General features: G+C 38.4%; 11 protein-coding genes. 6 read left to right on the top strand and 5 right to left on the bottom strand.

All coding sequences use genetic code 11. The features are described 5' to 3' along the window. Positions 1-508 precede the first annotated feature (508 nt). Genes GQR54_RS11150 through GQR54_RS11140 form a run of 3 tightly spaced genes read right to left on the bottom strand, consistent with a single transcriptional unit; the run spans position 509 to position 3,932 of the window. Positions 509-1,447 (bottom strand): BadF/BadG/BcrA/BcrD ATPase family protein, encoded by a 939-nt coding sequence (locus GQR54_RS11150; protein WP_166377658.1) that lies wholly within the window; start codon positions 1,445-1,447, stop codon positions 509-511. 28 nt (positions 1,448-1,475) lie between these two features. Then, positions 1,476-2,627 (bottom strand): SIS domain-containing protein, encoded by a 1,152-nt coding sequence (locus tag GQR54_RS11145; RefSeq protein WP_166377657.1) that lies wholly within the window; start codon positions 2,625-2,627, stop codon positions 1,476-1,478. 3 nt (positions 2,628-2,630) lie between these two features. Continuing rightward, complete coding sequence (locus GQR54_RS11140; RefSeq protein ID WP_166110736.1) at positions 2,631-3,932, bottom strand: D-tagatose-bisphosphate aldolase, class II, non-catalytic subunit; 1,302 nt, start codon at positions 3,930-3,932, stop codon at positions 2,631-2,633. Positions 3,933-4,243: 311 nt separating this feature from the next. On the opposite strand from GQR54_RS11140, the gene GQR54_RS11135 reads away from it, so the two are divergent. From GQR54_RS11135 to agaR, 6 genes are all read left to right on the top strand, one after another. After that, positions 4,244-6,982, top strand: coding sequence for a TonB-dependent receptor (locus GQR54_RS11135; RefSeq protein WP_166110733.1), 2,739 nt, complete (start codon positions 4,244-4,246; stop codon positions 6,980-6,982). 125 nt (positions 6,983-7,107) lie between these two features. Next, positions 7,108-7,992 carry a DMT family transporter gene (locus GQR54_RS11130; protein ID WP_166377656.1) on the top strand — a complete coding sequence of 295 codons (885 nt, stop codon included), beginning with the start codon at positions 7,108-7,110 and terminating at the stop codon, positions 7,990-7,992. A 16-nt stretch (positions 7,993-8,008) separates the two neighbouring features. Further along, on the top strand, positions 8,009-9,103 hold the full coding sequence (locus GQR54_RS11125) for an amidohydrolase family protein (RefSeq protein WP_166110727.1): 1,095 nt from the start codon (positions 8,009-8,011) through the stop codon (positions 9,101-9,103). A gap of 46 nt (positions 9,104-9,149) precedes the next feature. Next, entirely contained in the window at positions 9,150-11,252 is a 2,103-nt protein-coding gene (locus tag GQR54_RS11120) for a glycoside hydrolase family 36 protein (RefSeq protein ID WP_166110724.1), read from the top strand. Continuing rightward, positions 11,252-11,746 (top strand): TlpA disulfide reductase family protein, encoded by a 495-nt coding sequence (locus GQR54_RS11115; RefSeq protein WP_166110721.1) that lies wholly within the window; start codon positions 11,252-11,254, stop codon positions 11,744-11,746. The genes GQR54_RS11120 and GQR54_RS11115 overlap by 1 nt, the downstream gene beginning before the upstream one ends. Positions 11,747-12,035: 289 nt before the next feature. Further along, positions 12,036-12,806, top strand: a complete 771-nt coding sequence (gene agaR, locus GQR54_RS11110) for a transcriptional repressor AgaR (RefSeq protein WP_166110718.1) — start codon at positions 12,036-12,038, stop codon at positions 12,804-12,806. 19 nt (positions 12,807-12,825) lie between these two features. Here agaR and GQR54_RS11105 read toward each other — a convergent pair whose 3' ends face one another. Next, positions 12,826-13,551, bottom strand: coding sequence for an RluA family pseudouridine synthase (locus GQR54_RS11105; RefSeq protein ID WP_166110715.1), 726 nt, complete (start codon positions 13,549-13,551; stop codon positions 12,826-12,828). Between the two features lie 4 nt (positions 13,552-13,555). Then, positions 13,556-15,457, bottom strand: coding sequence for an MFS transporter (locus GQR54_RS11100; protein WP_166377655.1), 1,902 nt, complete (start codon positions 15,455-15,457; stop codon positions 13,556-13,558). Positions 15,458-15,689: the final 232 nt, after the last annotated feature.

Genomic DNA, 15,689 nt, shown 5'->3' with positions numbered 1-15,689 from the left:
ATTTTTTTGATAAGAAAAAGTAAAAAGAAGCTATTTAATTTATTGCTCACCCAGGTGTTTATTACAGGAGAATCATAATTTGACATAGGAAACAGCCCTTTCGTTATTCTTATAGCCTGCATCCGTGTAGGCTATAAAAGCAAATTACCTTAGGGTGTGTTGTTCTTTGTGAATTGGAATTTGTTCAATCAAGGGGCGATTTGATCACGGCGCGAGGTTTGTAATCTGGCGGGCTCGATAACTGCTCCAGCGTTATTCTATTGACTTACATCCATATAAGAATAAATAAAAATTGAGCAAAGCTTCCGCGTCCTGCTCACGCCGCTTACCTGCACCCTTTGGGTCCTAAAAGAACCCAAAGGGCTGTGCATGCATTGCCTTTATACCGCGTTATCGTCTATTTATGGGGAACAACCACACATCATAGGCTCTGCCTTGCTTAAATACCAAGCACACCGCTGTAAATTCAGCCACCAAAGATCAACACGCCCCAATCATTATTTCATTTTTATTTTATATTTTTTAAATTAGCTAAGCGCTTAGCGTATAAAGCAGCACCAACAACGGGGCTATGAAGTGGCTCATAAAGTTTATAGTTGCTCGAAAAACGCTTTAATGCATTAATAAAAGGAAACAGCACTAATGCCCCAGCATTAAACACACCGCCAGAATAAGATACCTTAACCTCTTCATCTTCAGCGAACGGTAATACTTTACGAACCCCTTCAACTATTTCAGCTAATTCGTTAGCCGCATCATCTAAAATGGCTATGGCGTATTTGTCGCCCTCTGAAGCAGCCTTACAAACTAAAGTAGAAATAGAAGCCACTTTACTTCTATCCCCATTCCAATCACAAAGCACTAATCCTGTAATATCTAGGTCACTTTCAATATAAAACGTCGTTTTTAATAAAAAGTATAGCGGCCCTTTGGCTAAGCGCCCATCACTCATTTTTGTAAATACTTGCAGTCCTTTACAGCCAATCCAATAAGCAGAGCCTTCATCACTAAAAAGCTCCCCCCAACCACCACAGCGAGCATTTTGATTCTTACTCACGCCATAAGCGATTGAACCAGTCCCTGAAACAATGTTAATACCGTCAGCACCATTAAATGCAGCAGCCCAACCATTGACCATATCATTATCACAATGATACTTATCAGAGCGCATAAAGTGTGACGGCAAAGCATTAATTTCATCAATTAACTTACTGTCTTCGCCATATGCGGGTAACCCAAAAAAAGCAAAAGTAATATCATCTACTGAACCGTTCACTTGCTCAAGCAGTGCTTTAACACCCGACTCTAAAACCGATTGTGCGCCATCTAAGCCAACTTCAACATAGTAACAAGTTCCAGATTCATGGCTTGCTACTACATTATGTGCGTGATCAAGTAATGTAAACGCCGTTTTTGTTCCACCGCCATCAACACCTAAATAATACATATTGTTTCTCCTGTTCAATTATCTTTGCTTATAAAGCATAGATATTTACACCTTGCACAACACGGTTTATTGTTCCAGATGAGCTAGGGTTATCGGGTGTATTATTGATCGCTAAGGCATGCTCAAAACCATACATTTGCACGCAAACAATATAAGGGAAAAGCAAAAATATATCTTCTGCATTTTCCATTCCTGATAAAAACAAACATTCAAAACCAGTGTGTTCTTCACTTGCTTTAGCATCAACGACAATAATCTCACCTACTTCTGAGTCACCGGTTAGCTCAGTGAGTAAATCTAAATCATATTTACGCGTTAACGGGTGATTTGAAATAAATAATATAACGAGCGTTTTATCATTCACAATTGCTTTTGGTCCATGCCTGAATCCTAACGGAGAATCAAAGCTCGACACTGCTACACCGTCGGTAAGCTCAAGTAATTTTAATGCACCTTCTCGAGCAAGCCCTTTAAATATCCCACTTCCAAGATAAATAACGCGTTCGTACTTTTTATTTGCAACTGTTTTTATTATTTGGTCATAGCGCGTTATTAACGACTCTGTAGCGGCCATGCTTTTTTCAAATTGTAATTTGAAATTTTCTACCGGACAAAATACATACAATGCAGATAACATCATCGAGCTAAAGCTCGACGTCATTGCAAAGCTTATGTCGTTTGTTTCTGGAGGCATTAATAAAGCAAATTTATTAGTACCAGAGCAACGCTTATACAACTCGCCCTCTTCGTTACATGTAATTGCTAACTGGTAACACTCTTTAACTAATGAATCAGCATAGTCAACAGATGCAACACTTTCTGGGCTATTTCCTGAGCGAGCAAACGACACTAAAAGAGTCGGTATATCCGATTGAAAATAATCATGTGGATTTGATACTAAATCAGTTGTAGCTATCGCCTCTACTCGTTTACCTAACTTAGCACAAACCGCAGGGGCAATACTCTCGCCAACAAAAGCAGATGTGCCTGCGCCTGTAAAAATAATACGTAAATTAGGCTTTGCTAAAATAGGTTTCAAAAATGCATCAATACTAGGCTGAACTTGTATTAAATTAGACAGCACTTTATCCCAACACGCTGGCTGTTGTTGAATCTCTTTTGCCGTCCAATACGCGTCTTTCTCTTTTAATAAATCTTGAGAATAGTTTAAGTAAGTCATAGGTTAAGCGTCCTTTTTTTGAGCGTTAACAGCTGTATTACAAGCAACAGAATACTGCTCTAATACTTGAGAAATTTTATGAAAAATTAATTCACGTATATTCATTTTTAGTTTTCCATCTTTAATAGCTTGATGTTGCTCGGGCATAAACTGGCTAAGTAGCGTTAAAGGCGGTGGAGAAAGCTGAAGATTATTAATCAATAGATCTAATGCAAAATCAACTTTTGGCGTAGGCCAATAATAACGAACTCGGTCACTTAAGCTGTACTGGCAATCTAAGGCTTGTTGTTTTGCCTCTGTTGCATAATACTTTTTCCAATAGACTGGATTTTCATGCATTGCTTCTAAAATGACACTTTTTACATTTGAGAGTGATTCTAAGTCTATCCACTCTTTTTCAATAGCATCTAAAGCCCAAACGGCCTCGCGAAGCGCGAATGTTAACCACGGACCAACCTTTAATATGGCAAAATGCCCTTTTACTAATTCACTCAAATGCCCAACGGATTGATAATCAGTTGAATGTGCTTCAAACACCATATTTTTATTTGACTCAATAAATTGACTCAATACGACCGCTTTTTCTGGCTCAAAGGCAATTACTTTATGGTGATCAAACTCAACACCTGGCTGAACAACTAAACCAATAATACGCTCCCAAGCATCTTTTAAGCCCACTTTATTAAACGCGTCATAATGCACATTAATTGTTTCATTCGCCGCTTCAGGCGATGTAACTTCTAAGCAATCGAGCCCTTCTTGCGCTCCACCTGGAACCGGCACTTCTGTACCTATAACGTACACTGGTGGTTCACCGCCTACTTTCTGCCATGTTTTTTCAGCTACAGCGCACAACCGAGCCGCACGTTTAGCAACATCAGCATCCCCCAAGGGAACAGGATCATCTGAACAAGACATTGAACAATCTAAATGAATTTTTCTAAAACCAGCACTAACATAAGCATCTATAAGTACATCTGATTTAGCCATCGCTTCATCAGCGGATAAATCCTGCCAACAATTTGGGCCTAAATGATCTCCACCCAAAATAACTTTATTAAGAGGTAAACCTACTTTATTAGCTAAAACATGGATTAGATCATAAAAATCACTCGGTGTTTTCCCCGTATAACCACCGTCTTGATTCACTTGATTAGACGTTGCCTCAACTATCAGATGTTCACCCTTACTTAATGCATGCTTCATAGCAGCCTCAAGCACTAATGGGTGTGATGAACACACTGAATATAATCCATTTTGTTTACCCATTTTATGCTGTTGAATTAAATCTAGTAATACTTTCAATTGACCTCCTAATAAAGCAGTTAAAACTGAAATGTTTTTAAATAACTGAGCTGAGTATGAAACAAACATAGAAACAAGTAAACAACTTTTAGTTTCATTTAGCTTCACTTTGAATTTAAAAACACTAAAGTTAAATAAAAAGATGCATTTAGATTGCAAATCAATCTCAATTGTTAATATTACTTTAATTTAATTTCATTTTATTGTCACTTTTCGTTTGACAGTAGTTTCAATGTCCTCCAGTATGATTGTGCGGTTTAGTAGAATGATTTCTATATTTATTACAATAAAAAATCCAACAGGTGAATATTATGAACAACAGGATCAGCTTTAAAAAAACCTTATTGACGATTGCAATATTTGGCGCATGTCATCAACAAGTGCTAGCTCAAGAAACGCAAGAAAGTACAGACATTGAAGTAATTAGTATTACAGGTGTACGTGGCAGTCTTGCTAAGTCGTCAGATATAAAACAAGAGGCTAAATCTTTAGTTGATTCAATTGCCGCCGAAGAGTTGGGTCGGTTTCCTGATAATAATGTAGCGGATTCCCTTTCTCACATTTCGGGGATTACAGTTAGCCGAACACGTGGTGGTGAAGCTCAATATGTAAATATTCGAGGACTAGGACCAGAATTTAGTATTGTAACACTTAACAACAGAATTTTAGCAACCGACGATGGCGGTCGTAACTTTGCATTTGATGTACTCCCTTCTGAAATGATAAGTGGCGCGGATGTATGGAAATCAGTAGAAGCCAAAAATATAGAAGGCAGTATTGGTGGTGCTGTTAACCTTAAGTCAGCGCGTGCCTTTGATAACCCAGGCCAGCAAATGCTTTTTTCTGCTACCGCTGATTACAATGATTTATCAGAAGATACCGGTAAAAAATTAAATGCTATTTATAGTAATACGTTCGCTGATGATACCGTTGGCTTCATTTTTGGCTTATCACACTCAACAGGCACTCGACGCACCGATGAGATGTTTGATAATTTCTTCTTTGGTGTCGATGATGAAATATCATACGATGTAAACAATGATGGAAATATCACATCTGATGAAACCAACCTTGTTATGCCTGGTTCATACGCACTCGGTGTTTATGCGACTGACTTTAAACGCACCGGTGTTACGTCTTCGATTGAATGGAAAGTATCCGATCGTTTTGAACTTGTTGCCGATGTAATGCTTACCAAACTAGAATCTGATGCAACTGGATACTCGCAGTCTTTTTATATGGCAGACGAAAGCGCTGCACAAAATCGATTATCTAATATTGTTCTCGATGGTAATGTTGTAACAGCAATGGATATTGCAGATGTATCGATGGAATTAATCACATTGGATGAACACAGAACTGTTGATACCAAAATGTTTGGCTTAAGTGGTACTTTTAATGCGACCGATGACTTGACTATTAAAGGTGATATTTACCAATCAAGTTCTGAGCGTGACTCCGGCGGTAAAAACACTTACGTTGTTGCAGGTGCGCCTGGTGCGCATACTGGTCATTACGAATCTAATTCTGGCGGTTTACCTGATTACATTGCAAACTGGACACAAGGTAGAACATCTGACGACTTTGGGAATGACGATTTTTCACCGCACTGGGCTGCTCGTGATGGCAGCGACATTAAAGACACCGTTACCGGTGTTTCATTAGATGCGGAGCTACTTCTCGATTATAAATACATGCCAAAAGTACAGTTTGGTGCTGCGTTTACATCAAGAGATAAAACAAATACCGCTTACGATAACTATGAACTAGGCGCCTGTAATTATTGTGGCTATCCGTTCACTTTTGGCGAAGTGGGCGCTGATGTTACCAGAGAATTCCCTTATGATGATTTTTTTGCTGGTGATTCTGCAAATATCCCCCGCTCTTTTCCGATTTTTAGTATCCCTGATTATGCGGCCGGTTTAGCGGCATCAGATGGTCAAACAATTACAGACTATTTAGGGAATGAAAGAACATTTGGCGAGAATGAGTCTGATTTATGGTCACCTATTTTTAACCCTGTAAATTCTTATGATATTACAGAAGATACGACCGCAATTTATGTTCAAGCCGATTTAGCCGGCGAAGAATGGTTTGCCAATGTTGGTTTACGTTGGATTGAAACCGAAGTGTCGTCTAAATATTCTTATAACTCTATTCAGTCTATACAAATCGTTAACCCCGACGCAGCGAATCCATCTTGGGATGTTACCTATTCAGACAGTGCCGGCCAAGAAGCACAAGGAAGCTATAGCAAATTGCTCCCAGCAATAAATGCGGGCCTTTACCTTAGCGAAGATCTTTTGTTACGTGGCGCATTAGCACAGTCATTATCGCGACCAACTTTAGATCAATTGGCTCCACTTACGACCGATAACGCACAGTCGGGGTTATTCACTATGGCGATTAGTGGCAACCCAAGTATTGAGCCGGTATTTTCAGATCAAGCCGATCTTTCTCTAGAATGGTATTTTGAAGAAGGTGGAATGTTAGCCGGTGCTATATTTTGGAAAGACTTAGACGGTTTTATTACAATAAATACCACTCAAGTAGAAATTGCATCCGAAACATTCCAAGTAACTCAGCCTATTAACGGCGATTCAGCAGAAGTTTTAGGTGCTGAACTAAGTGTACAGAAATTCTTCGAAAGTGGCTTTGGATTTACCGCAAGCTATGCCTATACAGACACTAGTACAACAATCGATGGGGTAGATGCGGGTCCGTTAACAGGCGTTGCTGATAACTCATACTCTGTTTCATTCATTTATGAAGATGATAAATTCAGCACCCAAATAGCACTCGATTATACCGATGACTACGTAACTGACTCATTTAGCCCTCTTGGTGATGATTATCAAACATCTATGGATGAGCAATATATTGTTTCCGCGTCATTGCAATATAACATTGATGAAAACTTTCAAGTCTTTGTTGAAGCACAAAATTTGCTTGATGAATCAAACCAAACATTTCAAGGTCGAGATGATATGCCCGGTTCTATTCAATTATATGGAAGAACACTTAGCTTAGGCGTACGTGCATCTTTTTAAGTTTTAGTGCTAAAAACGAATGCCTATATAAAATATATAGGCATTCGATAACAACGTTTACATATAACTTCACATCATATAAATACGATAAAAAGATATCACCAATATAATAAGAGATATATAAAATGCAAAAACCTTGGTTACTTTTCGCGGTCGCTGTTACCGTTATGTGGGGATTATGGGGTGCATTGACCGCAATGCTCGCAAGCAGTACTCCTTCAACAATTATTTATTCTATTTGGGCTGTGACGATGGTCATACCTTGTGTTATTGCGCTTAAATTAGTCGGCTGGAAATTAGCAACTGATAAATACTCAATTTTACTGGGGTGTACAATTGGGTTTCTTGGCTCTGGTGGTCAAATGCTGTTGTTCCATGCTGTAGATACCGGCCCTGCTTACCTTATTTTCCCCATTGTTTCATTGTCGCCACTCATCACTATCGTTTTGTCTTTTTTATTACTCAAAGAACGTACTGGCAAGCTAGGCACTATTGGTATTTGTTTAGCGCTAATAACACTGCCATTATTTGAATACTCACAAGGCGATGAATCAAGTACACACAATTTAGTATGGTTCTTACTCGCTATTTCAGTGATGGCTGCATGGGGGCTACAAGCTTTTTTTATGAAGTTCTCTAATAACCACATGAACGCCGAAAGCATCTTTTTTTACATGACAATTACAGGGCTTCTATTAATTCCTGTTGCTTACTTTATGACTGATACACAATCATTAAAAGACTTTGATTTTAGTACAATCCCATCAATTGCAGGTATTCAAATCCTAAATTCTATTGGTGCTTTATGCCTGGTTTATGCATTTCGTTATGGTAAAGCAATGGTAGTGTCGCCTTTAACAAACGCAGGTGCCCCTTTAATCTCTTCAATATTAAGTATTCTTTTTATTGGAATTATCCCGAATGAATTTAAGATTTTAGGCATCATACTCGCCATTATCGCAGCAATATTATTGGCTATAGAACCTGAAGATAACAAATCAAGTAACTAATTTTTGAGAGGCTATTATGAAAAAACACATTGGCGCTATTTCTATTTTCGCATTTTCTCTAACCGGTTGCTCAGGCGTAAGTGATAAAGCTAACAACGCACACTACACAATGAGCGATTACTACTCAGTAAATAAAATTGACGCTCATGTACATGCCAATAACACGTCTGCGGCTTTTATTGAGCAAGCGCAAAAAGACAACATAAAGTTACTATCAATAAACGTCGACTACCCCGACTTTCCTAGTATTGATAAACAAGCGAGTATTGCGCAGTTACTTTCGAAAAAATACCCGCTTAATTTTTATTTCGTTACCACGTTTTCAATGCAAGGTGCAGACACACCCCAATGGAAAAACAATGTAATTAAACGCATTGATTTGGCAATAAATAAAGGCGCTAAAGCAGTAAAAGTATGGAAAAACATAGGGATGGATTTTAAAAACCAAAAGCAAAATTTGGTAATGATTGACGATCCTCTTTTCGATCCTATTTTTAACCATTTAACCAATAAAAACATTCCATTGATTGGTCATCAAGGCGAGCCTAAAAATTGCTGGTTACCTGTGAGTAAAATGACGGTAAATAATGATAAACAATATTTTGCAGCTCATCCGCAATACCATATGTATTTACACCCTGAAATGCCAAGCTATGAGCAACAAATGCAAGTTCGTAACAATATGCTTAATAAGCACCCTAATATGCATTTTATGGGAGCACACTTAGCAAGTTTAGAGTGGAGCGTTGATGAAATAGCCTTATTTTTAGATACCTACCCAAATGCAGTTGTCGATTTGGCAGCAAGAATGGGGCAAATTCAGTATCAATCAAAACTCGATAAACAGAAAGTACGTGAATTTTTTATTAAATATCAAACTCGTATTTTATATGCGACTGATTTAACTCACGCTCCTGACGCTACTGATATGCAGCTTAAAAAAGAAGCTCATAAAAAATGGACTGAAGACTGGCTGTATCTAAATACAGATAAGTCATTAAGTGTGCCTGAAGTGGATGGCGATATCGTGGGTTTGGCATTACCAAAAAGCGTTGTTGATAATTTGTATGCTAACAACGCCGTTCGTTTTTTCAATATAAGTGCAAACTAATCGTTAGCTTTGCACTTTCAACATATATTATTTTAAAGGTTAAATAATGAAAAAAAATTACACCTCTAACTTACTCATTTGCGCCATTAGCACTTTTTCACTTGTAAGCTGCTCTAAACAAGCAATTAACTCAACTATCAACAATGATATAGTTTACACCGTAAAAACAGATGCTCTTTCTTTAGAATTTAATAATTTACTGCATAGTCATATTGTCGGGAATGTAAACGGAAACCAAATAGCGTTAGGCGACATTAAGCCTAGTGAATATGTGGTGACACTTGATAAAAACGTGATTAGCGACTTTAACTTTATTGAAAAAAAAGTGCAGCCAATAGAAAACGAATTAGGCTACGGCACCCAAGTAGAGCTAAGCGGTATATCATCACAAGGACTGCTTAAAAAAACTGTTGTGAGTGTATATAAACGCTACCCGACTATGGCATTTTTTAATGTGAGTTACACGAATACAACTGACGCTAATATTAAAATTGTTAAATGGGTTAATAACGACTACACACTTTCAGACAATAAAACGGTTCAAACCGAGCAGCCCGCCTACTGGTCTTATCAGGGCGCTTCTTATGAAGATCGAAGAGATTGGATAACCCCAATCACACCTGGTTATAGCCAGAAAAATTACATGGGTATGAACTCATCAGATTACGGCGGCGGCACTGCAATAGTCGATTTATGGCGAAAAGATATAGGTATTGCCGTCGGTCATACCGAAACATCGCCTAAATTAGTTTCATTACCACTTAATTATACAAAAACAGATAACGGTGCAACAATTCACGTTGAGCTTGAGAAAGGAAATGAACTCAAAAAAGGTGAAACACTTAATACCATTCAAACCTTTGTTAACGTCCATAATAACGATTATTACGCCACACTTAAAAGCTACCGCAAAGTAATGGCTGATAAAGGGTTAAAAATGGCTGATGTACCCGACTCAGCATACGAGCCAATTTGGTGTGCGTGGGGTTACGACCGTAACTTTGACGTAAATGAAGTACTTGGTACATTAGAAACCGCTAAAAAAATGGGTTTAGAATGGGCTGTTCTCGATGATGGCTGGCAGACAGCTGAAGGTGATTGGTACTTAGACCGTAAAAAGTTCCCTAATGGCGATGAAGATATGAAAGCCTTTGTATCTAAAATAAACGAAGCAGGGCTAAAAGCAAAATTATGGTGGGCTCCTTTAGCGGTAGATCCTGGCACCGACTTATTACACGAACACACCGACATGTTATTACTTGATGAAAATGGAGCTGTTCAAGACGTAACATGGTGGAATAGTTTTTACCTTTGCCCTGCCTACAAAGACACAATTGAGCACAGTAAAGCACTTGTTCGCAAAATGCTGGGGGAATGGGGATATGAAGGGCTTAAGATTGACGGACAACACCTCAACGGCGTTGCGCCTTGTTATAACCCTGCACACAATCATGCATACCCAGAAGAGTCTGTAGAAAAGTTAGCCGAGTATTGGGAAGAAATATTTAAAACAGCAAAAGAAGTAAAACCCGATGCGGTGATTGAAATTTGTCCTTGCGGCACATCTTACGCTTTCCATAACTTGCCTTTTATGAATCAAACTGTTAGCTCAGATCCGTTATCGTCTTGGCAAATACGCCACAAGGGAAAAACGCTAAAAGGTTTAATGGGCGAATCATCACCTTATTATGGAGATCATGTTGAGCTTAGTGATAATGCCAATGACTTTGCTTCATCAGTTGGCATTGGAGGCATTGTTGGTACAAAATTTACCATGCCTAACTCAACGGGTATTGCCGCTGAATTTGCCTTAGATAAAGAAACAGAACAAACATGGAAAAAATGGATTGATATATACAAAGAAAAAATGCTGCCTAAAGGTATCTATTTAGGGGAGTTATACGATATTGGTTTTGACCTCCCAGAAACCCATGCAATACAAAAAGGCGCTAATATGTATTACGCATTTTATGCCGATAGCTGGGATGGCGAAGTGGAACTAAGAGGGTTAGAACAAGGCGAGTATCAAATAAAAGACTATGTGAATAATAAAATTTTAGGCACAACCTCAGGTACTAACGCTAAGTTAAATACTCAATTTAAAGGTTACTTATTATTAGAGTTGACGCCAACAAAGGCGATTAATTAATGAAGTCAATTATCTATTTATTGTTGTATATAGGGTGCTCTTTTTGTATAGCTCAGCCGTTAGCGGTAAAAGATACTGCACCAGCATTTTCTTTACCGTTATTAAACGATGAACACACGATCACCCTATCCGATTATAAAGGCAAAGTAGTGTATGTTGATTTTTGGGCGTCATGGTGCGTACCATGTCGCCGCTCATTTCCTTTTTTAAATGCGCTGCGAGAAGAGTATACAGACAAAGGCTTTGAGGTAATTGCAATAAACTTAGAGCAAGAGTCTGAGGCTGCTAATGCGTTTTTAACTCAACACCCTGTTTCATACCCTGTTGTAGCTGGCTATAACAGTACAGTGGGCACTGATTACGAAATTATAGCTATGCCAACAGCCTATCTAATAGGCAAGGATGGGAACATAAGGGTTAAACATATGGGGTTTAATACTGCACAAAAAGATTATCTTGAGGCCGTTGTCGACAAGCTCGTTTCAGAGTTTTAAACGAAGGGTTTAAACAAGTAATTGTTAAATAAAACGATACTCTTTATGACTTCTTTTTGATACCAAGCCACTCACATCTCGAGTGGCTTTTACATTAAATAAGTTTCTCCCTCTTACTGATACACTTGAAAAGATAGGTAGGCGAATCATCACGCTATACTTTAATTTATAGCGCATATTATTTTTCTAATTATTTATAAAACCGAAAGGCTTTATTGGTAAAATGTTTCATTTCATATATAATCAGGCTTCATTATTTAAGTTTGAAACTTTTTATAAAAGGGAAATTATGCGCGACACTAGCCAAAGACGTGAGCAAATTAGTCGAATGTTAAAGGAAATAGGCAGCGTACAAGTTCCTCACCTCGCCGTAAAGTATGACGTATCAACTGTTACAATAAGAAAAGACCTGCGTTTTTTAGAACAGCAAGGTATTGCAACTCGTTCATACGGGGGGGCAATGCTGAAAGAAACAAATGTAATTGAAACCGAACTCGCCATAGACCGAAAGCAAACACTCCATGCTGAAGAAAAACTCAGTATTGGTAAAGCCGCAGCCCAATTAATTAACTCTGGTGATTCAATCATTTTAGATTCGGGATCGACCACCATTCAAATTGCGGCGCACTTAAAAGATAAAGAAGATTTGACTATTATTACTAATGGTTTAAATGTAGTGAATAAGCTGTCGGTGTATGACGAAATAGACGTTATGTTACTTGGCGGTACATTAAGACGTAAAAACATGTCTTTTTTTGGCAGCTCAGCTGAAAAGTGCTTAGAAGATTTACATGTTGATAAACTATTTTTAGGCGTTGATGGTTTTCATATGGAACGCGGTATTACCACATACTTTGAAGCTGAAGCAGTGTTGAATAGAGTGATGTGTAAAATCGCGTCTGAAATAATAATTGTTACTGATTCATCTAAGTTCGAACATGTTTGCCTACATAAAATTCTTGAACCGGCAGCAGTCACCACCGTGGTTACCGACAGCAATATACCAAACAATTATTTAGAGGGGCTTAAACGCCTTGGTATTAATGTAATAATCGTTTAACGATTATTACATTAGATAATTAAAACGGACAAGGACATTGACCATGAATGCGTTTTTCGCTGGTTGGATGTTCAAAATGTAAGTCGCTCGCATGCAGCTGCAAGCGCTCTGCCATGTGTTCGCTTTGCGCGCTTTTATACAAATCACAGCCTAAAATAGGATGACCTATAAACTGGCTGTGTATTCTTAATTGATGAGTGCGCCCAGTCACGGGTGTAAATTGTACTAGGGTTCTGTATGGTTGTTTGAATCTCTCAAGCACTTTGTATTCAGTCACTGCAGCTTTACCCGTAGTTTGGCAAATTTTAACACGCGGAAAAAGCAGCTTGTCTTTCGCTATTGGTGCAGTAATTTGCCCCTCATCAACAGCCAAGCTTCCCTCTAGCATCGCTACATAACGCTTATGAATTATGCGTGCCTGAAATTGTTTATTAAGGTGCTTTGACGCTGCACCGTTTAGCCCAACAATCATAATGCCAGACGTACCCAAATCCAATCGGTGCGGTAACTTCGCTTCAGGAAAAGCGGCTGTTAATCCCTTTTGACCATGCACTAAACGATAATGTACTGAGTCCCAGTTAAGCGGGTTTTTGCCCGATAAACTCAATAGCCCACTGGGTTTATTAATAAGCAAAATATCATCATCTTGATATAATATGTCAATAAACCCATCGCATTTAGGCGCTACAAAGTCGTCAATAATAATATGATCTATCAAGTTAGACTCAGGTGTTGTGTTAATCATTAAGTTAATCAATACCTTTAGAATGAAGCGCTTTTAAAGCCAAAACTTGCTCGCGCAAATCATCAGCAGTTACTTTGTCAGCGGCAATAGCTTCACCTACGGTAACAGACACTAAAGACCATTTTAATCGGGGTAATTGCCACTTAGCTTTTCGACTAAACATGCTCCCCCATAACCCACCTAAATGCACCGGAATAACTTGTACGGGTGAGCGCTTAATAATACGTTCTATTCCACGGCGAAAAATATCCACTGAGCCATCACTCGTTAGCTTCCCTTCTGGGAAGATACCAACGAGCTCGCCTTTATCAAGCGCGGATGCAACTTCGTCAAAGGCTTTTTTAAACGCTTTAGGGTTGGTTTTTTCACTGTCAATTGGAATAGCTTTAGCCATTTTAAATAACCAATGCAGTGCTGGTGAATAATAAATAGGGGCAAATACCATAAATCGGATTGGTCTTGGTGATGTTGCTAAAATAAACATCCAATCGACAAAACTGACATGATTACACACAACAACAGCAGCGCCTTCATCCGGAATATTACTCTCCCCTTTTGTGCGCACTCTGTACATACAAATAGCCAAAATATAAATAACAAAACGTAAAAAGAACTCAGGGACTTTTGTATAGATATAAATAGAGATAAGTAGATTTAAACCAGCAAGTAACAACAGAAGTTCTGAAATACTCCACTTTAAAATAGACAACGTAACAATGCTTAAAATAGCACTGCCCACCATAAACAACGCATTTAAGACATTGTTAGCGGCTATAACTCGTGAGCGACTAGATTCTTCAGTGCGCTGTTGAATAAGCGCATACAGCGGTACAGTGTAAAAACCAGAGCCAATACCAATGCCTGCCATCCATACAAAATGCCACACCATGTCGCCTGTTTTTAATAACTGATCAAGCGTCAATAATTCAAGGTTTTGAGGTAAATAAGAGCTAATAGCGCTCTCTTGGCTCAGTAAGTATAAAAACACGGTAATTAAAATGGCGCCAAAAGGCACAATTCCTAATTCTATTCGAGAGCGAGAAAGCTTTTCACACAATAACGAACCAATAGCAATACTTAGTGAAAACACAACAAGCGCGCTAGTTACAACCAGTTCATCGCCGCCCATTGTGTGTTTTACATAATTTGGTAAGGAGGTTAAAACAATTGCGCCAATTAACCAAAACCAACTGATCCCAAGTACTGATTTACCAACCGATTCTGTTTGCGAATTAAGTGCTGAAAATACGTTTTTCGTGGATGAAAATATATTATAGGTAAATTTTAAGTTAGGCTCGTTCGCCTCACTAATGGGTATAAAGCGACTGCTCACATACCCCATAACGGCCAGTACTAATACGGCAATACTTATAAGCGTAGGGCCTACTGATTGAGTAATATAATAGGTGCCAAAAATTGTACCTATTAGTATCGCCACAAACGTGCCTGATTCAACCAAGCCATTCGCTTTTGTTAATTCGTTAGGGGCTACGTGCTGTGGTAAAATAGAGTATTTTAATGGACCAAAAAACGTACTTTGTACGCCCATTAAAAATACGGTGGCTAACATCAGCCAAACATACTGCGTTAAAATCGAGACAGCCCCTACAACCATAATAGGGATTTCACATAGTTTTACGATTCTAATTAGTTTGGATTTTTCTGTTTTTTCAGCTAGCTGCCCCGCCATCCCTGAAAATAAAAAGAAAGGTAGGATAAATAACCCAGCAGCAATATTTGAATAAAGTGCGCCATCAGCAAGCGTTGCAGCCTGAAATATCAATAGAATAAGCACTGATTGCTTATACACGTTATCGTTTATTGCTGAGAAAAACTGCGTAATAAAAAGCGGTAAAAAACGCTTACTACCCAGTAATGTACCTTGGTAGGGTTGATTATCTTTCATTGTATTCCTTACTAATTAGAGACATAGCCCAAAAATATATTATACCAATTCGTTTAATTAAATGATCTATTTTGAGGGCGGGAAAACGTGTTGATAGCTAGGCAAAAAACTCGCTATTTAGTTGTTCTAAATGAGAATTTTTTAACGCAGGTAGCGACACGTTTAGCCCCGCAAAATGATTAAGTATTATTGCGGATTGGTATTAGATTGCTTCTAAGCTTACCTTAAAAAC

The sequence above is a fragment of the Pseudoalteromonas sp. Z9A4 genome (assembly GCF_011378845.1).
In the GTDB taxonomy this organism is placed as follows: Bacteria; Pseudomonadota; Gammaproteobacteria; order Enterobacterales; family Alteromonadaceae; genus Pseudoalteromonas; species Pseudoalteromonas arctica.
The sequence above is the reverse complement of the archived record's forward strand: the minus strand, read 5'-3'. Positions and strand labels throughout refer to the sequence as shown.